General features: G+C 66.8%; 17 protein-coding genes and 2 tRNA genes. 8 read left to right on the top strand and 11 right to left on the bottom strand.

The window, feature by feature from the left end:
• Nucleotides 1–56: 56 nt before the first annotated feature.
• Nucleotides 57–1,487, bottom strand: a complete 1,431-nt coding sequence (locus ON33_RS21950; RefSeq protein ID WP_040860855.1) for a zinc-dependent metalloprotease — start codon at nucleotides 1,485–1,487, stop codon at nucleotides 57–59.
• 85 nt (nucleotides 1,488–1,572) lie between these two features.
• On the opposite strand from ON33_RS21950, the gene ON33_RS21945 reads away from it, so the two are divergent.
• On the top strand, nucleotides 1,573–2,598 hold the full coding sequence (locus ON33_RS21945; RefSeq protein ID WP_218001487.1) for a YlbL family protein: 1,026 nt from the start codon (nucleotides 1,573–1,575) through the stop codon (nucleotides 2,596–2,598).
• Nucleotides 2,599–2,604: 6 nt separating this feature from the next.
• Here the strand turns inward: ON33_RS21945 and ON33_RS21940 are convergent, their stop codons facing one another.
• A complete protein-coding gene (locus tag ON33_RS21940; protein ID WP_040860853.1) occupies nucleotides 2,605–3,213 on the bottom strand; it encodes a PPA1309 family protein in 609 nt (202 codons plus the stop codon).
• Nucleotides 3,214–3,394: 181 nt separating this feature from the next.
• Here ON33_RS21940 and ON33_RS21935 point away from each other — a divergent pair, with 181 nt between their 5' ends.
• Entirely contained in the window at nucleotides 3,395–6,379 is a 2,985-nt protein-coding gene (locus tag ON33_RS21935; RefSeq protein ID WP_040860852.1) for a UPF0182 family protein, read from the top strand.
• A 22-nt stretch (nucleotides 6,380–6,401) separates the two neighbouring features.
• Here ON33_RS21935 and ON33_RS42830 read toward each other — a convergent pair whose 3' ends face one another.
• Nucleotides 6,402–6,677, bottom strand: a complete 276-nt coding sequence (locus ON33_RS42830; RefSeq protein WP_157184662.1) for a hypothetical protein — start codon at nucleotides 6,675–6,677, stop codon at nucleotides 6,402–6,404.
• 18 nt (nucleotides 6,678–6,695) lie between these two features.
• Here ON33_RS42830 and ON33_RS42825 point away from each other — a divergent pair, with 18 nt between their 5' ends.
• Nucleotides 6,696–6,956, top strand: coding sequence for a hypothetical protein (locus ON33_RS42825; RefSeq protein WP_157184661.1), 261 nt, complete (start codon nucleotides 6,696–6,698; stop codon nucleotides 6,954–6,956).
• 117 nt (nucleotides 6,957–7,073) lie between these two features.
• Here the strand turns inward: ON33_RS42825 and ON33_RS21925 are convergent, their stop codons facing one another.
• Nucleotides 7,074–7,613 (bottom strand): transglycosylase family protein, encoded by a 540-nt coding sequence (locus ON33_RS21925; RefSeq protein ID WP_040860850.1) that lies wholly within the window; start codon nucleotides 7,611–7,613, stop codon nucleotides 7,074–7,076.
• Nucleotides 7,614–8,144: 531 nt separating this feature from the next.
• Between ON33_RS21925 and ON33_RS21920 the strand changes: the two genes are divergently transcribed.
• Nucleotides 8,145–8,218, top strand: a tRNA-Met gene (locus tag ON33_RS21920).
• A gap of 73 nt (nucleotides 8,219–8,291) precedes the next feature.
• Here the strand turns inward: ON33_RS21920 and ON33_RS38420 are convergent.
• From ON33_RS38420 to ON33_RS38410, 3 genes are all read right to left on the bottom strand, one after another.
• Nucleotides 8,292–9,104, bottom strand: a complete 813-nt coding sequence (locus tag ON33_RS38420; protein ID WP_157184660.1) for a WD40 repeat domain-containing protein — start codon at nucleotides 9,102–9,104, stop codon at nucleotides 8,292–8,294.
• Entirely contained in the window at nucleotides 9,022–9,606 is a 585-nt protein-coding gene (locus tag ON33_RS38415; protein WP_051152611.1) for a hypothetical protein, read from the bottom strand. The genes ON33_RS38420 and ON33_RS38415 overlap by 83 nt, the downstream gene beginning before the upstream one ends.
• Nucleotides 9,607–9,708: 102 nt before the next feature.
• On the bottom strand, nucleotides 9,709–11,385 hold the full coding sequence (locus ON33_RS38410; RefSeq protein ID WP_051152610.1) for a toll/interleukin-1 receptor domain-containing protein: 1,677 nt from the start codon (nucleotides 11,383–11,385) through the stop codon (nucleotides 9,709–9,711).
• A 574-nt stretch (nucleotides 11,386–11,959) separates the two neighbouring features.
• Here ON33_RS38410 and ON33_RS21910 point away from each other — a divergent pair.
• On the top strand, nucleotides 11,960–12,892 hold the full coding sequence (locus ON33_RS21910; protein WP_051152609.1) for an MmyB family transcriptional regulator: 933 nt from the start codon (nucleotides 11,960–11,962) through the stop codon (nucleotides 12,890–12,892).
• Here ON33_RS21910 and ON33_RS21905 read toward each other — a convergent pair.
• Both ON33_RS21905 and ON33_RS44460 read right to left on the bottom strand, forming a co-directional pair.
• Complete coding sequence (locus ON33_RS21905) at nucleotides 12,889–13,170, bottom strand: hypothetical protein (protein ID WP_040860849.1); 282 nt, start codon at nucleotides 13,168–13,170, stop codon at nucleotides 12,889–12,891. The two genes, ON33_RS21910 and ON33_RS21905, sit on opposite strands and share 4 nt — an antisense overlap.
• Before the next feature lie 291 nt (nucleotides 13,171–13,461).
• On the bottom strand, nucleotides 13,462–13,770 hold the full coding sequence (locus tag ON33_RS44460; protein ID WP_373281049.1) for an alpha/beta fold hydrolase: 309 nt from the start codon (nucleotides 13,768–13,770) through the stop codon (nucleotides 13,462–13,464).
• A 370-nt stretch (nucleotides 13,771–14,140) separates the two neighbouring features.
• Between ON33_RS44460 and ON33_RS21900 the strand changes: the two genes are divergently transcribed.
• The 3 genes from ON33_RS21900 (at nucleotide 14,141) to ON33_RS21890 (ending at nucleotide 17,128) form a co-directional block, all read left to right on the top strand.
• Nucleotides 14,141–14,899, top strand: coding sequence for a PP2C family protein-serine/threonine phosphatase (locus tag ON33_RS21900; RefSeq protein WP_085996814.1), 759 nt, complete (start codon nucleotides 14,141–14,143; stop codon nucleotides 14,897–14,899).
• 93 nt (nucleotides 14,900–14,992) lie between these two features.
• On the top strand, nucleotides 14,993–16,990 hold the full coding sequence (locus ON33_RS21895; protein WP_040860848.1) for a YhgE/Pip domain-containing protein: 1,998 nt from the start codon (nucleotides 14,993–14,995) through the stop codon (nucleotides 16,988–16,990).
• Nucleotides 16,991–17,054: 64 nt separating this feature from the next.
• A tRNA-Met gene (locus ON33_RS21890) sits at nucleotides 17,055–17,128 on the top strand.
• A gap of 86 nt (nucleotides 17,129–17,214) precedes the next feature.
• Here ON33_RS21890 and ON33_RS42820 read toward each other — a convergent pair.
• Together ON33_RS42820 and ON33_RS21885 are read right to left on the bottom strand one after the other, a co-directional pair.
• Nucleotides 17,215–17,673, bottom strand: coding sequence for an NAD(P)/FAD-dependent oxidoreductase (locus ON33_RS42820; protein ID WP_218001486.1), 459 nt, complete (start codon nucleotides 17,671–17,673; stop codon nucleotides 17,215–17,217).
• Nucleotides 17,664–18,725, bottom strand: a complete 1,062-nt coding sequence (locus tag ON33_RS21885) for a flavin-containing monooxygenase (RefSeq protein WP_218001485.1) — start codon at nucleotides 18,723–18,725, stop codon at nucleotides 17,664–17,666. Before ON33_RS21885 ends, ON33_RS42820 begins: the two co-directional genes overlap by 10 nt.
• Nucleotides 18,726–18,780: the final 55 nt, after the last annotated feature.

Raw genomic sequence — 18,780 nt, 5'->3', positions numbered from 1 at the left:
TCCACAACTCGGTTCAGGGCCTTGCGTCCATCCACAGGTCAGGTTGCCGTCATCGGTCAGGCAGTGGCGTCGCCCTCGGGCTCGCCGCCCGTGGAATCCTCACCCTCGCCGTCCTTTTCGGCGTGGCCTTCCTTCTCGGCGCGCTCGCGCGCCTCCGTCTCGGCCAGCTGCGCCAGTGGATCGTCGAACACCCCCGCGCCGCCGCCCAGCACCGAATCGATGAAGCCCGCCGGGGCGTCCAGATCGGAGGAGTCGGGCAACAGGTCCGGGTGCGCCCACACGCCGTCGCGCTTCTCCAGCCCGGCGTCGGTGGTCAGCCGCCGCCACAGCGCCGCGGCCTCACGTACTTTGCGCGGACGCAGCTCCAGGCCGACGAGTGTCGCGAAGGTCTGCTCGGCCGGTCCGCCGGTGGCCCGGCGGCGGCGCAGGGTCTCGGCCAGCGCACCCGCGCCGGGCAGCCGATCGCCGACCGCGTCGGCGACCACGGTCTCCACCCAGCCCTCGATCAGGGCCAGCAGTGTTTCCAGCCGCTCCAGCGCGGCCTTCTGCTCGGGGGTGGTCTGCGGTTCGAAGGTGCCCTGCGACAGCAGTTCTTCCAATTTCGACGGATCCTGCACCAGCGTCATGGGATCCAGGTTCTGGGCGGCCTGCTCGATGGCGGAGAAGTCCATCTTGATGCCGCGCGCGTAGTCCTCGACTGCGGCCAGCACCTGCTGGCGCAGCCACGGCACGTGCGCGAACAGCCGCTGGTGCGCGGTCTCGCGGGCGGCCAGGAAGACCAGGATCTCGCTCTCCGGCTGCTCGAGCCCGGCGCTGAATTCCGAGATGGCCGCGGGCAGCAGTGCCGCGGTGCCGTCGGGACCCAGCGGCAATCCGATGTCGGTGGAGGTCAGCACCTCCTTGGCGAGCTGGCCCAGGGCCTGGCCCAGCTGCGAACCGAACGCGAGTCCGCCCATCTGGCCGAGCATTCCGAACATCGGTGCCGCGAATTCCTTGGCCTCGGCCGGGAGGGTGGCGGTCCACATGCCCGAAACCTGTTCGGCCACCGGGTCGCACAGCCGCTTCCATGTGGGGAGCGTCTCCTCGATCCAGTCGTTGGCAGTCCACGCGACGGTCTTGCTCGCGCCCGCGGGGAAGGTGGTGGCGGCGTCGAGCCACAGCTCCGCCAGGTGCGCCGCGTCGGTGACGGCGCTCTGCGCGCCGGCGGACACGGGCGGGACGCTGGCCCCGAGCTGCTGGCGGGCCAGCCGCTTGGCGATGTCGTAATTGACCGGACCCGTCTGCGTGCCCGGCTGTCCCATGCTCGAGAACATGGCACCCAGCTGCGACAGCATCTGACCGAGTTGCGAGGGATCGAATCCGCCGCCGCCCGGACCGCCCATCTCGAATCCGAACGGGTTGTTCGCACCAGAACCGCTGGACTGGTCCCCGGGCTTGCGCTCCGGGTCGTCATCGCGATTCGAGAATCCGAACGGAAAATCACTCATACCCACTACGGTACTGGAGCCACGAAGCACGCGAACCGCCGAGCGGAGCGCGGCAATGGCCTCGATGACCAGTACCCTTGGCCGCGTGAACCGTCGGATATTCACCCTGCTCGCCGCTCTCGTCCCGATTCTGGCGCTGGGCATACTGGGCAGTGTCGTCACTGTCCCGTTCGTGGCGCTCGGACCGGGGCCGACCTTCAATACGCTGGGCGAAGTCGACGGAAAACAGGTCGTCGACGTGAAGGGCGCGCCGGTGAAATCGACCTCCGGCAATCTGAATATGACGACCGTCTCCGTTCGCGACCGGCTGAATATCTTCGAGGCGATCGGCTTGTGGATCGACGGTCAGCACGGTTTGGTGCCGCGCGCCGAGGTCTATCCGCCGGGGCAGTCGCGTGACGATGTAGACAAATCCAATCAGCAGCAGTTCAAGGATTCCGAGGACTCCGCGGAATTGGCGGCCCTCAACTATCTGAAGCTGCCGACCGCGGTGCAGCTGGCGAATGTCGCCGACGACGGCCCGGCCAAGGGCATGCTGAAGAAGGGCGACGAAATCGTCAGCGTCGACGGTAAGCCGATCGCCACCACCAAAGATGTTGTGACCGCGGTCTCCTCGGCCAAGCCGGGCACCACGATCCCGGTGGTCGTGCGTCGCGACGGCGCCGAGCAGACCGCGGAGATCACCCTGGGCGCGCGCCCCGACGATTCCGGCAAGGGCTATCTCGGCATCACACCCGACGAGGTCAACAAGGGCCCGATCAAGGTCGACTTCAATCTCGGCGAGATCGGCGGTCCCTCGGCGGGCCTGATGTTCACCCTGGCCCTGGTCGACAAGCTCACCACCGGCGACCTGTCCGGCGGCAAGTTCGTCGCTGGCACCGGCACCATCGACCCCGACGGCAAGGTCGGCCCGATCGGCGGTATCCAGTACAAGATGATCGCCGCCCGCGAGGCCGGCGCCGAGACCTTCATGGTCCCCGCCGCCAACTGCAACGAGGCCGCGCAGCGGACCCCGGCGGGCCTGCGCCTGGTCAAGGTCGAGAACCTGTCCGGCGCAGTGCAATCGCTCGAGGACATCAACGCCGGCAAGGAAGTCACCAGCTGTAGCTGAGCCCCGTCAGAACTCGTCGGGGTCGTTCTCCAAGGTGTGCCGCAGCGCCTCGACCAGATTCGGGGCCAGGTTCGGGGCGGTACGCAGATCGAGATCGCCGAAGGGGTCCTCGTCCTCCTCGCTGGGACGGACCTGCAGCAGCGACAGCGAGGTGCCGTCGCGCAGCACACCGACGAAAAGCCGGGCGTCGCGGCGCTCGGCGTGGGTCATGGCCGCGCGGCGGCCGGCCTGGTCGGCGGCATCGCGGTCGGCGAGCAGGGGAGCGATGGCATCGTCGAGGCTCTGCTCTGCGGTGGGCGGCAGCACCACGATCTGCTGGACGAGAACGCAGCCCTCGACCGACGGCGGCCAGCTGGTGGTGGCCAGGAACTCGTCGAGCGCCATGGCGTCGGCCTCGCCCGCGATGTCCTCCGGGAACGGCTCCTGCGCAATGGGAGTCAGGGCGTCCTGCTCGTCCAGCTGATCCAGCAGGGTGGGTTCGGCGGCGACCAGGTCGGCCGTCGGTACCAGCGCGAACATCTGCGGCGGGCGGTCCCAGCCCTCGCCGTCCACATATTCCGCGACTTCCCGGATACACCGGTACAGGGCCGAGGCCGCCCACTGCTCTGGATTCACCCGGCAATCCTCGCATCCCGCCCGGGTGTGCCCCGCGCGGCAGGTGTTGGGCCGCGCGGCGGGCGTTTTACGTAGAGTGGGGCGCGAACGGTCCCCTGGGACCAACTCGCATCATCGGACTGCGACGCTGCGTGCCGGTATCCCGGCCGGGGCGTCGCCGGGACCCTGGGAGAGTGGCATCGTGGGCATGCGCCCCCCGACCGGCTTACCTTCGCTGTCGCGACGCAGCCGCATTCTGCTCGTCACGGCACTGGTGCTGGCCGCCCTGTTACTGGTCGGGCCCCGGCTCACCGACGCCTACACCAACTGGTTGTGGTTCGGTGAGGTGGGTTTCCGCAACGTCTACCACACCGTGCTGCTCACCCGGATCCTGTTGTTCCTGGTCGTCGCGGTGGTCGTGGCGGCCATCATCTGGCTGGCGCTGCTGCTGGCGTACCGCTCGCGTCCGGTGTTCGTGCCGGTGAGCGGACCCGGCGATCCCATCGCCCGCTACCGCACCACGGTGATGAGCCGGCTGCGCCTGTTCGGCATCGGCATCCCGGTGCTCATCGGCGTGCTGTCGGGTCTGGTGGCGCAGTCGAGCTGGGTGACGGTGCAGCTGTTCCTGCACGGCGGCTCGTTCGGGGTCAAGGATCCCCAGTTCCACCTGGACGTCGGCTTCTACGCCTTCGACCTGCCGTTCTATCGGATGGTGCTGAACTGGCTGTTCGTCTCCGTGGTGATCGCTTTCTTCGCGAACCTGGTGGCGCACTACGTCTTCGGCGGGCTGCGGCTGTCGGGCCGCGAGGGCACGCTGAGCACCTCGGCGCGTGTGCAGCTGGCCATCCTGGCCGGAATCTTCGTGCTGCTCAAGGCCGTCGCGTACTGGCTGGACCGCTACGCGCTGCTGTCGAGCACCCGGAAGGAACCGACCTTCACCGGTGGTTCCTACACCGATATCAATGCGGTGCTGCCGGCCAAGCTGATCCTGCTGTCCATCGCGGTCATCTGCGCCATCGCCTTCTTCGCCGGAGTCGTGCTGCGCGACTTGCGGATTCCGGCCATGGCGGCGGCGCTGCTGGTGCTGTCCTCGGTGCTGGTGGGCGCGGTGTGGCCGCTGCTGGTGGAGCAGTTCTCGGTGCGCCCGAACGCGGCCACCAAGGAACAGGCCTACATCGAGCGCAATATCGAGGCCACCCGCGAGGCTTACGGGCTCACCCAGGACAAGGTCCAGTACGTCGACTACAAGGGCGAGGCGACCAAGGACCCGGTCACCGTGCCCGCCGACCAGCAGACCATCAAGAACATCCGGCTGCTGGACCCGAACCTGCTGACCCAGACGTTCATTCAGCGCAATCTGCAGCTGCAGAACTTCTACGGCTTCCCGGATCCGCTGGACATCGACCGCTACACCATCAACGGTGAGATGGGCGATTACATCGTGGCCGCGCGTGAGCTGCAGCCGCAGAACCTGTCCGGCAACCAGACCGACTGGATCAACAAGCACACCGTGTACACGCACGGCAACGGCTTCGTGGCCTCGCCCGCCAACAAGGTGAACGCGGCTCCGCCCAAGGAATCCCAGCAGGCGGGGCAGTCCGCGGGCAGTGATTCCGGTGGCGGGTACGGCTACCCGGTGTTCAATGTCGGCGACAAGAAGACGGTCAGTGACCTGTTCACGCCCAAGGAAGAGCAGGCCGTACCGGTCGATGAGCCGCGCATCTACTATGGCGAGCTGATCTCCAAGAGCGATTCCGACTACGCCATCGTCGGCGCCAATGGCGGACCGGCGCGCGAATACGACAAGCCCGACGCCCAGTTCACCTACAACGGTGCGGGCGGCGTGCCGATCGGCAACTGGTTCAACCGGCTGGCCTTCGCGGCCAAGTACGCCGAGCGCAACATCCTGTTCTCGGGCGCCATCGGACCGGATTCGAAGATCATCTTCAACCGCAATCCGCGCGACCGCGTCACCCAGGTGGCGCCGTGGCTGACCGCCGACGGCGATGTGTACCCGGCCGTGGTGAAGGGCCGCATCGTCTGGATCGTGGACGCCTACACCACCCTCGACAATTATCCGTACGCACAGAAGACCTCGCTGGACGGCGTCGTCGAGGACTCCATCGACCAGACCACGGGGCGTCTACTACCCCGCAAGGAGGTCTCCTACATCCGGAACTCGGTGAAGGCCACCGTCGATGCCTACGACGGCACCGTCAGCCTGTACCAGGTGGACAAGACCGATCCGGTGCTCAAGGCGTGGATGGGCGTGTTCCCGAACACGGTGAAGCCGGAGAGCGCCATCTCCGACGAGCTGCGCGCGCACTTCCGCTACCCGGAGGACCTGTTCAAGGTGCAGCGCGAGATGCTGGCGAAGTACCACGTGGACGATCCGCGAGAGTTCTTCACCAACAACGCCTTCTGGTCGGTACCCAACGATCCGACCCAGGAGGGCGCGGCGAGCGGGGCGCACCAACCGCCGTATTACGTGCTGCTCGGTGATACGAAGACCGGTAAGTCGCAGTTCAATCTGACCAGTGTGATGGTGGGTTACAAGCGGAACTTCCTGTCCGCTTACATCCAGGCGCACTCGGATCCCGACAACTACGGCAAGATCACCGTTTTGAAGCTGCCTGCGGATTCACAGACGCCGGGCCCGGGGCAGACGCAGACGTCCATGACGACGGCCGATCAAGTGTCCCGAGACCGGAACCTGTTGACCGGCGGCAATGTCAACAAGATCAAATACGGCAATCTGCTGACCCTGCCGGTCGGTGACGGCGGCATCCTGTATGTCGAGCCCTGGTACCTGGAACGCAATACCGGCGGACCCAACGCCCCGTCGTTCCCGCAGCTGGTGAAGGTGCTGGCCAGCTACCGCGACAAGGTCGGCTACGGATCGACGGTCAAGGAAGCCCTCGACCAGGTGCTGCCCGGAACCGGCAGCGCCGCAACCGATCAACCCGGGCAGGCGGCGACCCCGCCGACCCAGGGCGCGACCCCGCCGACCACCCCGGCGACGCCTCCGGCCACCGGATCGGGCGGCAAGGACGCGGCGGTCAAACAGCTGGACGACGCCTTGAAAGCGGTGCAGGACGCGCAGAAGTCCGGCGACCTGGGGCAGCTGGGCAAGGCGCTCGAGCAACTGCAGACCGCTGTGAACAACTACCAGAAGACAGGTAACTGACCCGTTAGCGCGAAAGGCGCTGTCACCCACTGGGTGACAGCGCCTTTCGCGTGTCAGGGGCGGCGGGCCCGGGCCGTGGTCGCCTCGACCGCCGCCGCCACCGGAGTGGTTCCAGCGCGTGAATGACATCGAAGGAGCCCAGGCTCCGGGTCGGATAGCGTTGCAGCGCTGCCGGATCCGGGCAGAGCGCCTCGGCGATCAGACCGATGCGGCCGGTGGTGACCGCGACGAAGGCCAATTCCTCGTGCTGGGACAGGGATTCGGTGACCGCGTCGAGCTCGCCGCGCCGGCCGACCATGCCGGGCAGTTCTGTACGGTGACCGGTCCGCAGACGCTCTCGCCCGGCGAGCAGACCGAGACCCTGACCGAAATCGTCAGCCGCCCATTGCGATTCGAGGGGATCTCGGCCGAGCAACCGCGGGCGGATCGGCGGCGGTTCGGCGTGGCGCCGGAGCCGGCCGCCGTCATCATGGCGCCGCGCGGCACGGCGCTCGAGTCCTTCGCCTCGGTGGTGCACCCGATGTCGCCGCCATCACGGAGCGGTCACCGCGAACCTTTCAGGAATGGGGTTCGATAATCGTGCGAAATTATCTGTCGCGCAATGAGAATTGCGACCCTTGAATGGCGAAAGGTGCTGCGTCGCCATTGACGCAGCACCTTTCTGATTTCTTCCGGTATGGGAAGGAGTTTCGGGTTATTTGCCCCAGGATTCGATGAGGGCGGCGTTGGACTGGAGGACCTGGTTGTACTGGTCCTGCACGCCGAACTGCTCGGCGAGACCGCCGGCGACGCTCTTGGCCTGGTCGATCACGGCCTGGCGGTCGCTCGGGACGCCGGGGGCGGGAGCGGGGGCTGCGGGCTCCGGCGCGGCCTGGGGCTCGGGCTCGGAGGTGCCCGAACGCAGGTACTGGCCGCACACCGGCCAGGCGCCGGCACCCTGGGTGGCCAGCACGTTCTCGGCCACGCGGATCTGCTCGGCCTTGCTGGCATTGGAGGCGTTGCCGACACCGCCGTTGGCGGCCCAGGTGCTCTGCGAGAACTGCAGACCGCCGTAGTAGCCGTTGCCGGTGTTGATGCCCCAGTTGCCGCCGCTCTCGCACTGGGCGACGCCGTCCCAGTCGTGAGTCGGGGCGGCGGAAGCGGTTGCGGTGAAGCCGAACGGGACGGCAACAAGTGCGCCGGTGACGGCGGCGAAGCCGAGGGCGCGGGTGTTGATCTTCCGGTTCTGTTTCATGTCTTTTCCCTCCCTGTGCCGACCGGCCCGGTGCAGAAACTCCACCGTGTCCCTGTCCCCAGGAGTCGGGGTGCCCGACCGCGGGACAGGGTTTCCGGAGTGCAGCGGTTCGGGTCGGAGCCCATCTCAGGTTTGATCCGGGCCGCAACTGACGATAACGAGGAAATCTCGGCAGATCACGTCTTGATAACTCAAGAATTGCATGAAGCGAATGACTCGAAAAATGGCGTTGATGCAGGTTAGCTATGCTGCAAACGCTAAACCCGAGCGGTCTGTTATCTCGCCGTGATGTGATTCAACTCACCAGGAATTTGTGACACCAGTCACGTTTCAGGGCCCTTGGAGTGGCCGACGTGCGCGCGAGCTTCTCAAATGGAAGATTTTCACCTTCATTGCTCCGCTTAGCGGGCGACCGTCTGGCCTGATTCGCCCCGGCGTCCTCGCTGGACCGGACTTCTTGGTCCTCGAAAGTGTGCTTGATCAGGCGATTTGGAGCATCTGTCAGCGCGTGTGTAATGTAGTGTTCACCGACGCGGGGTGGAGCAGCTCGGTAGCTCGCTGGGCTCATAACCCAGAGGTCGCAGGTTCAAATCCTGTCCCCGCTACTAAGCGAAGGGCCCGGAACCAACAGGTTCCGGGCCCTTCGCCTTTTTGAGTGGAGAACCGGCGGGTGCGAGGTCAGGGCGGTTCACGTTTGCCCGGGCACAATCCGGCGGCCATGCTCTGGTCGGAGGAGACCCACTTCTTCCATTCCTCCTGGCTCGGGTTCGTGACCAGCTTGGTGCACAGCTCGTCCGCCCAGGCGGCGGGAGCGGGTACAGTCCAGACCCCTCCGCCGTGCACGCGTGAACCACCGTCCGGATCGACGGCGGGATACGTTGTTATGAAGATGTGTCGCTGGTCCTGGCTGAATTGGATCTCGTCGCCGCTACCTGTCGCCGCGATGTTGACCGCTTCGCCGATCTGTGTCTTCGAGTCGACATCCCAGAGTCGCAGTGTGTTGTCGCCGCCGACGGAGACCAGGTAGCGACCGTCGCCGCTGTAAGCGAGGGCGTTCGCTTGCAGGCCGCGGCTTATGATCATCGCGCCCGTGGGTTCGGCGCTCTTGGCGTTGAACTCCTCGATGTAGTTGTAGTCGGCGATCGCGATCCGGCGCCCATCGGGGCTGATCGCCATCGCGGTGGTGGACGCCCTCGTCTTCACCGTGCCGAGTAAGCGCCGTGTGGCTGTTTCCCAGATTCGCACCGAGTCGACGCTGCGGGAATAGAGCGTGCGACCGTCGTCGCTGAAAGCCACCGTCTCCACCCCGAACTCATGGCCACTCAGCGGCGTCCCGGTCGGCTTCCCGTGTCGCCAATCCCAGAGCTGGACGGTCTTGTCCTCGGTGGCCGTCGCGAGCGTTTGTCCGTCAGGGCTCAGAGCCATGCTGTTCACGCGTGTGTCGCCGACATCGATCGCGTTGCCATACGGTCGCCCGGTCGAGCTGTCCACGAGTCCGCGGCTTCTTCTGCAAGACGCTCAGCAGGGCGCCGATGCCTTCCTTCTCTGAAAGCCGGTGTGCCGCGAGTGCTTTGGTCACCACTTCGAGTTCGGTGCCAGGCCGTCCGCCGGCCAGCATCGCCTGTACCTGTGAGGTCAGCCGCCCGGCCAGCGCGTCACGGTTGAGGGCTTCGGCCTCGTGGCGCTTGGCGTTGGCATTCGTAGTGGACACGGCTGCCACCACGAATGCGGTGACGGCCACCAGCGCCACCGTCAACGTCACGGCGAGCAGTGCGCGCAGGACCCGGGCGCGCGAACGCAGGGCCGCCGCGTGCGCCTCGGCCTCTTCTCGGCGCTCCTGCGCATTGCGTAACTCGTTCTCCTGCCGTTGTCGCTCGGCCTCGGCCTGGGCGTCCTCGTGGTGCCGCGATGCCCGCAGGAATTCGTTTGCGCGACAGACCCGTTCGCGGAACATGGGGGAGTCGGCGAGTTGCTCGGCCGCGGCCAGGCGCACGCCTTCGAACAGCCATTCCGGACCGCGCTGGTTGAGCTCCCAGTCGGCGGCCGCGCGGTCCAGGCTGTCGGCGGCCTCGAGATCCTGTGCGTGTTCGGCCAGCTACTGGGCCAGCGATTCCCATTGCCGCAGTAGGCTTTCCAAGGCCACTTCGACGACGGTCTCGCCCTCGCGCTCGTCCTTCACGAGCAGTCGCCGGGCGACCATCGCGTCGATCAGTGTCCGGCTCTCCGGTGGAAGTTCGTCCCAGTGCGCGATTCGTCTCGAGGGGGAGTCGGTTTCGTGATCGATGGTGGCCAGCCAGGGGATGAACGCGCTGCGCAATATGTCCGGCTGCTGGGCGCGCCGGGCGGGTTCGCTGGCCAGCAGCGTGTTGATCTCGGCTTCGACGATGTGCTCCATTCCACCCATGGCCTCGTAGTTGGCCAGGGTGAGTCGCCCGGTGCTGCCGTAGTCGAGGTACAGCCGTGACAGCACCAGAGCGAGTAGCGGCAGGCTGTCCGCACCCCCGGTCGTGTCGGTGAGTAGCCGGGCCACCAGTGCGGCGTCCAGGTTCAGCCGTCGTCCGGCCGCGGTGGCGCGGGCGGCCGGTCCGGTGATCACGTCCTTGTACTCGGTGACCGGCATCGGTTTGAGGTCGCCGAACTCCCGGGTGTGTACCGCCAGCAATTCGGGGGCGTTCTGGAGCGATTCGTAGCGATCGGCCCGAATCGTCATCGCCGCGATCAGGGGTAGTTCGCCGATCGCGTCGGTCTGCAGCAGTCCGCCCAGCAACGAGAGGAAGGTGGTGGCTTCTGTGCCGGCCTCCGCGGAGAACAGTTCCTCGCCCTGGTCGATGGGCAACACCACTGTCGGCGCCATGCCGTCATCGGTCGCTTCCCGTTGGGCCTCGTGGATCCACGAGGTGAGCCGGGCGATGTCGGCTTCGCGGCAGGCGGTTTTGACCTCGCCGAGCGCTGGACCACCCGGACCGGCTTGTGCTCGCAACTGCCAAATCGCTTGGGCCAAACCCCGATCACCGGCCAAGGCATCGCGGTCGGGACGCACGATCTCGCTCACCAGGAAGTTCCCGGGATCGCGGCGGAGCCGGGGCAGCAGCCCGGCGCGCAGGAACGACGACTTGCCGACACCGGAGGGGCCGAGGATCACGAACAGCCCTTCCACGCCTGCGGTGCGCATCCCGCGCAGCGTGTCCATGCCGCGCAGGATCTGGCAGTCGCGGCCGAAGAACACCGCAGCGTCGGCATCGTCCATCGGCTGCCAGCCGCGATACGGCGCTCGTGTGCTCTCGTCCGGCGGCGGCAACGGGAAGTGTTCGGCGCCGATTCCGGCATCGTGCAACCCACGCAGTAGTCGCGCCAGCCCCTCGGTGGCGAGGTCGACCGGTTCCCCATTGTCGTCATTGACCGTGGTGACACCATTGTCACCGTTGGGGAACAGGTCGCAGATCTGCCACTCGCGCACTTGCCGGCCCTGCGCGGCGGGGTCGACCCGGGCGCAGAAGACGCGTTTGTTGAGCGATTCCGCGAGCCGGGCTTCGGTGAGGCACTCGTGCGAGTGCTCCCAGTTCCTGGAGATCAGGCAGACGACCGCCTCGCAGTGATCCACCGCGCGCGACAGTTCGGACTTCCAGCGCACCCCCGGCGCGATCCCGGTCTCGGGATTGACGTCCAGGAAGATCTGGCCTTTCAGGCTGGGATCCACGCCGTTCAGCCATCGGAAGAGGGCCTGTGCGGCCGCGTTGTCCCGCCTGGAGTGACTCAGGAACACGCGGTACATGCGACAAGACTGCGCCCGGATAGCTGTGCATTCGCGAGTACCGGACTACTCGTTTTCTTGAGGCGCTTGACTCACCGATGGGGTGATGAAGTGACGGACTTCGCTCGGGCCGGGAAATCGGTCCGCTGTACAGCGGGACCGCGATCCCCGACATCGCCGACGTAGCGTTCATCGCCGGCGCTTTCGCATCCTTTCTGGGTTTCCAGAATATTTGCGCGCGTGACAGATTCGCATTCGGTCGGGATGGTGTTCTGCCGTCGTCGCGGGGCCGATCCCCGAGGTCCTGGGCTGGAAAGCCGTTGTGGTGCCAGCCCTCTCTGTTAGGGGATTCGCCTCGGAGATCTTCGAAGCCATCGCAAACCGTGTTGCACCAATGGATGGCGGCTCGATTGCGGCATGATTGCTGTTGGTGTTGCGGCAGTCGCGGTGGCGGTGATGCATACGGTATCCGGCCGACTGTCAACCGTCGGTGGATCTGGCGGCGAATCGGTAACCAGGACTGGTGATGCGGGGACTTCGCGGGAAAGTCTCCAAATCTGTCAACTGATCGAACGGACTTTACTAGGATTTTGCGATGGCAGTGAAGGCGAATCGCGATCACGACTCGAAGGCATTGCGACTACCCACATTCGGTGTCGAATTGCGTCGACTGCGTGAGGACCGCCACCTGTCTCGGGAGCGTCTCGCGTTCGCCACGGGTGTCAGCGCGAGCTACGTGTCGCATCTGGAAGGGGGCGAACGCGCCCATCCGACCCGCGATGTCGTGGAGGCCCTGCTGCGCTATCTGCAGCGGGTGAAGCCGATCCCGGCCAGTGAGCAACGCTATCTGCTGGAACTGGTGGCGCGTCCGCCGGCCGGGGTGTCCGCCGAGCCGGAGGTTATCGATCCGCGCACGCTGCTGACGCCGCAGCTGCTGAGTGTGCTGTCCGCGCACGAACCGAACCTGGCCGCGTTCATCGACCATCACGGCAACGTACTGGCGTGCAATTCCAGCTACGCCCAGGCGTTTCCGGGGCTGCACGCCGACGCCAACCTGTTGCGGTGGCTGCTGCACGATCCGCGCTCGCGGGAGGCCCTGCCGGACTGGGAGCAGGAGTGCACGCTGATGATCCGGTGCGCCCGGACGTCGGCGGCCCGCGACGCCGATACGGCCTGGGCCAAGCAGCTGTTCGCGACGTTCGGCAATGATCAGCTGTTCGTCAAGGTATGGAACGACGGTGAGATCGCGTACAACCGTGAACCCGCACCGATGCGTCTGCGCGACGCTTGGACGGGCAGCGTGAAAACCGTCCAGGCGCACACCTGGCTGGTGCCCGGTCCAGGGATGCGTGATCGGGTGCAGATTTTCGTCGGCATGTGGATGCCTCCGCCCGCCGAAGCCGTGCCACGAGCCGCGGACCAGTCGAGGTCGCAGCTGTCGAACCTGCTGAGGTGCGAACGCGCGCAATGGCTTTCCGGCGGGGCGGTGTTCCTCGGCTGGCCGAGGAACACCGCGACGTCGGATTAGGTCTCGCGGTCCGCCGCTTCCGCCGCGGCCCACAGTGCCCTGGCGAGGGTCCTGGCGTCCTTCACCGTCATGCCGAGATCACCGTCGATGCCGATCAATTCGACCAGGGAGGGGTCGTGGCCGGCGACATCCGCGAGCACCGAGACCAGCAGGTGGTGTTCGAGGCCGTAGGTGCTGCACGGCACGTCGGCGGTGTAGCTCGGCGGCGGGACGTCCTCGTTGAGAGGGGACAGGAAGTTGCCCGAAAACTCTGGCGGGCAAGGTAGTGCAGCGGTCATAACGTCTGGAACCTCCCTCGAACCTCGGGGTGCTGCCGCGGCTCTGGCCGCACCCCGAATGTCGGTACTCGGGAAAATGTCCGGTTACCCGGTTTCGGGTGTTTGAAACCCACGCTTTCCCAACGTCACCGAGTCCAATTGAATAAATCAGACAAACCGTACAGCAATCAGCTAGTAACCATTGCGGAAAGGGTGCGGGATGCCCCGTTCCCGATCCCAGCAAACCTCTGCTGCTACAACGTTAGATCACTGGACGGTCTCCGCGGTTCGGTTTCTGGGAACGCGGGTTCGCTACCCATCGGCGAAGGCTGCTATCGCCGGTGCTGGGGATCGTTTGTGGCAACGGGCATTTCGGACTGATGGGTAATGAGCGGCACCGCGCCCGGCGGCGAATCGTTCAGACGACTCCCCGGTGTGCGGCGGTGCTTCGGTGCGGCCGTGACCGCGCAGATCCGGCGCGACAGCGCGATACCCCGCCGCGGTGAGGGCCGGAAGCCGATGCCGCCAGGAGTACCAGAGTTCCGGGAACCCGTGCGGCAGTGGGACAAGCGGCCCGGTGCCCGGAAACGCGATGGCCTCGACGTGGAAGCGCAGGCTCATCAACGCGATTCCGCCGAGCCCGCAGTGACGCCGGTCAAGCCGAGGACGAACCAGAACACCGGGGTGAGCGCCGCGTCGCCGTCGTGACATGCGTTGGGTTGTTCCATCGCACCGCGTTTGGAGGGCATGCGCCGCTCGAGGACGGGCTGGGGGCTGCGCAGTCGTTCGGTGTGTGCGGGCCCCGGTGTGTTTGATCCGGGCTGTGGTCCGGAACCGGGTTTCCGCCGCGACACGCCCCCAGAATAGGGTGAATGCCCGATTTCCTCAGCAAGCGCACAGACAATTCGGGAGCGCCACTCGGGTTTCGGCCGTTGAATGGGTAGTGCTGCTGGACAGCATCCCGTGAGGCCGAGTCCCAGGAGGTCGGGTCGTGCACACCGAAGCCATCGAAGTAGGAGATTCCGCCGCCGTCGACACCGACGTGCAGGCGCGGCTCGGGCTGGTGGCCGGCGCCGGGGTGAGCCGGCTCGGGCGGCGCACGATCAACGCGGACGCCTTCGCCACCTTCACCGATGCGCGGCTGGGGCGCAGCGCTTTCGTGGTGGCGGACGGCGTGGGGGATCATCTGGCCGCGGCCCGGGCAGCGCGGCTGGTGGCCCGGACCGCGGCGCGGGCGGCGGTCGGGGACGGCGCGCAGGCCGGAATCCTCGCGGCCCAGCGCGAATTGCTACGCGAGCTACCCGAGTCGAGCGCCGACAGTGTCCTGGTGGTGGCGGTGCTGCCGAGCAGTGGTCAGCTGGACGGCCCCTGCGATATCGCCTGGGTGGGTGACTGCCGCGCCTACCGCTGGAACGGCCGTGTCCTGCATCGCATGACCACCGATCACACGGTCGCCGAGTATTTCCGGGTCCGTGGCCACGACCCGCTGCCCGGCATGCGGCATCTGGTGACGACCTCGGTACGGACCGTGCAGCCGGCCGATATCGGTCGCACCGCCTCGGGATCGAGTGCGGGACGCCTGCTGCTCTGCACCGACGGGGTCGGCAAGAAACTCGGCATGCCGATCGTCAAGTCGATACTGTCCCACAGCATTTCGGCGGGCCACACTGCGGAGGCCCTGGTGAGCGCGGCGCTGGGTCGTGGCGGCACCGACAACACCACAGCCCTCGTGGTCGACGCGACCCGCTGATCCCGCGGGCATTTCTCTGAAATCACACATACTGGACGAATGACCAGGTAGCTTGGGCCCCGAATTTGGCAGTGCGCAGTATCGGGGTTCACCGTGGCAGACAGATCGACATCCATCCGCAGTCGCATCGGTGGCCTGGTCCGCCACGCACCGGGGGGATCCGCGCTCACGCGGGTCGCGATCGTCCTGCTGCTGGTCGTGCCGACCCTGATCTCGGCGGTCTACATGTGGATCATGTGGGATCCGGAGCTGTACCTGAGGCACATTCCGGTCGCCGTCGCCAGCGACGACACCGGCGGCGTCTCCGACGGCAAGGCCCAGAACATGGGCACCGAGATTCTCGACAATCTGGTGTCCAGCGGCGAACTCCAATTCCACCGGGTCAGCAGCGCCGAAGCGGTGCGCGGGCTGCGGGAGAGCCGGTACGCCTTCTCGGTCGTCATCCCCGCCGACTTCACCCGCAACGTCCTGAGCGTCACCGATCCCGCACCGCAGCATGCCCGGATCATGGTCTGGTACAACGACTTCAACGGCACGCTGGGACCCGCGGTGGCCAACAGTGTCGTCACCGAGGCCCAGAATCAGATCGCGGCCACCATCGGGCGCGGCTACGCCGGTCAGATCCTGGTCGGCGTCAACAGTCTCGGCTCCGGCCTCGGTGACGCCTCGAAGGGCGCGACCCAATTGGCCCAGGGCACCGCGCAGCTCGCCGACGGCTCCGGCCGGCTCGCCGACGGACTCGATCAGGCCGCCACCGGCGCGGCGCAGCTCGCCGCCGGCACCGGCCAGCTCCACACCGGCGCGGTCCAGCTCGCCGACGGCGCGAACCAATTGGTCACCGGCACCGATCAGCTCGGCTCCGGGGCGCGGCAGATCCGCGACGGCGTGGACCAGGTCGTGACGCCGCTGCTCGACGCGCTGCAGCCGGCGGGGCGGCTCGCGGGTCAGCTGGATCCGCTGCTCGACCAGCTGAGCCGCAACCCGGACCCGGCCGTGGCCGACGCGGTAACCCAGCTGAAGAACCTCATCGGCCAGGTGCGGCCCGGCGATCCGGATTCGCTCGTCGGTCAGCTGACCCAGCTGCGGGACGGCACAAAGGAATTGGCCCGTCAGCTCACCGACCCCAACGCCGACTATCGCTCCGGCGTGCTCGCCCTCGCCGACGGCAGCGCCCAATTGCGCGACGGCACAGTGCAGCTCGGCAGTGGCGCGACCGACCTGTCCGCCGGCCTGAACCAGCTGGTCGCCGGCGGGCGCGACCTTCGCGCCGGTGTCGCCCAATTGGGCGACGGCGCAACCCAGCTCGACAACGGCCTGCGCGACGGCGCGGCCGCCGCACCGCACATCGCCGACCCCGGCGCCTCGGCCGACATCATCGCCCAGCCCGTCACCATGGACATCCGCAACCAGGAACCCAGCCAGCTCGTCCGCGACGGCGACCGCAGTCACAAGGACATCGCCCGCGGCGCGGGCCCCGTCCTGGTCGTGATGGGCGCCTTCCTCGCGGCCATCATTCTGTGGATGCTGGTGCGCCCCTTGGGCGGAACGGCCCGCGGCCGCTCATCCTGGCGACGCGCCGCCGCGCCGGTCCTGCGCGGTGCCGCGGTCGGCGCGGTGTGCGTCCTCGGCGTGGCCGCCCTCACCGCCGTCTACGGCAGCTCGCTCGGCTGGTCCCCACAACAGTGGCCGGTCATGATCGCCGTGATCGCCCTTGTCGCCCTGGTGGCGGCGGTGACCGCGCAATTGTTCGTGGTCCTCTTCGGCCGTGTCGCCGGTTCCATCGCCGCCTTCTCCTTCTACATGTTCCAGATCTTCGCCTTCGGCGGGGTCTTCCCGGCCGGCACCACTCCACTCCTGTTCCGCCCCTTCAAGGACATCGCTCCGATGACCTTCGCCCGCCGAGCCATCATCCGCGCCGACATCGCTCTCTACGACCGCATGTTCTGGACCTCCGTCACGGTCCTGCTCGTCCTGCTCGCCGCCGCACTGGCGATCATGATCGCCGCCCGCCGCTACACCGCGCGCACCACCGATCCGAACCCCGCCGCCCCCACGCCCCGATCCCTCCACCTCATCCCGCCGCACCCCTGAAAACCTGTCCTGACCAGACGATTAGGTTCCACTCCACACCCGTGTGTAATGTTATCCGTACCAACGCGGGGTGGAGCAGCTCGGTAGCTCGCTGGGCTCATAACCCAGAGGTCGCAGGTTCAAATCCTGTCCCCGCTACTACAGAGAACGGCCCCGGAACCACTGGTTCCGGGGCCGTTCTCATGTCACCCGAGGCTCGATGCCGACGGACGGGGACGGAGGTTTCAGATCCGCTCGTACCGGTAGTGACCGAGGTTGAAAGTGCGGCTGGCGACCTCGAGCGCGGGTCCCGAGATGGGGCGCATGAAGGGTGCTTCACCGTGCCGGTCGAAGTAGTAACTGTTGGCGTGCGAGCAGCTGGGCTGTGCGAACGAGGTGTGCCGGACCTTCTCGCGCATGCTCCGCATGTAGGCGTCGTGGGGCTCTTGCTTGACGACCACCTGGGTGGCCCCACGCCGCCGTGCCTCGCGGAGGCAGCGCACGATGTGCCGGCTCCCGGACTCGATCACGCTGAACCAGGACGCCCCGGCGGCGGACCACGGCCCGCTCATCAGCCAGAAATTGGGCGCCAGCGGACTCGAGATGCCCTCGTAGTTCTGGTAGCGGTTCTCATCCCACCACTGCCCGACATCGATGCCGTCTGTGCCGTGGAGCGGGAACGGCGGAACCACTCCTAGTTGCATCGTCTTGAACCCGTTGCGAGCAAGAGGATCTCGACCTCGTGCAGCGTCTCGGTCACCACGCCCGAGGATCGGTCGGCCGTCGCGGTGACGATGCCCTCGGGGACGATGCGCAGAATGCGGTCGGTAATGAGGATGACGTTGTCGCGGTTGAAGGTTCGCAGGTAGGTGTTGGAGAAGGAAGGGCGCTTGCACCCGAGGCCGTACCGCGGTGTCAGCCGCGCGCGGACCTCGGGGTCGGCAACCTGCCTCCGGAGGTGCCACAGGCACAGCTTCTCGACGCTGCGAACGAACAGCGGTATGCGCATGTGGTACGCGATGCCGGCGGTCATCACCAGTTCGGCCGCCAGCGAGGTCGCCATCCGCAGTACACGTTGGACGACCGGGGCGTGTTCGAACAATCGCCGCATCGGCGGTGGGATGGTGCTGTTCGGTTTCGGGATCACCCAGATCGGTGTCCGCTGGAAGGCGAGGAGTCGTCTCACCTCGGGCGCGATCTCGGGAACCAGCTGCAGCGCGGAGGCGCCGCTTCCGATGACGGCGACCCGCTTGCCACGCAACTCGAGATCCGGGTCCCAGCGCGCGGTGTGCACGGTTCGCCCGGCGAAGGTGTCCAGCCCCGGAATGTCCGGGTACTTCGGCTGGTCGAGCGGCCCCACCGCCGAGACCAGGAAGCGTGCCGTGAGCGGTCCCCTGCCCGTCCGTACGTTCCACTGGTGGTGACGCTCGTCGTATGTCGCCGCCTCGACGCGGGTGTTGAGCCGGATGTGGTTCACGACGCCGTACTTGGCGGCGCAACGCTTGGCGTAGGCCGCGAGTTCGTCGCCGGGCGCGAACAATCGCGACCAGGACGGATTCGGCTCGTAGGAATAGGAGTATGTCGTCGAGGGAATGTCGACAGCGACTCCCGGGTATCTGTTGTGGTGCCAGACGCCGCCGAGATCGTCGGCGGCCTCCAGGATCGCGAAGTCGGTGAAGCCCGCCTTGCGTAACTGGATGCCGAGGCCGATGCCGGGGAACCCCGCACCGACGATGACAACTTCGCGATCAACCACTGAAACATCTCCTTGCGACAGAGCCCGGAATTCGCTGTACGCCATGCATTTCGCC

The organism is Nocardia niigatensis NBRC 100131, from assembly GCF_000308655.1.
Lineage (GTDB): Bacteria > Actinomycetota > Actinomycetes > Mycobacteriales > Mycobacteriaceae > Nocardia > Nocardia niigatensis.
Note: the sequence above shows the minus strand (reverse complement) of the source record. Positions and strands in the feature narration are given on the sequence as shown.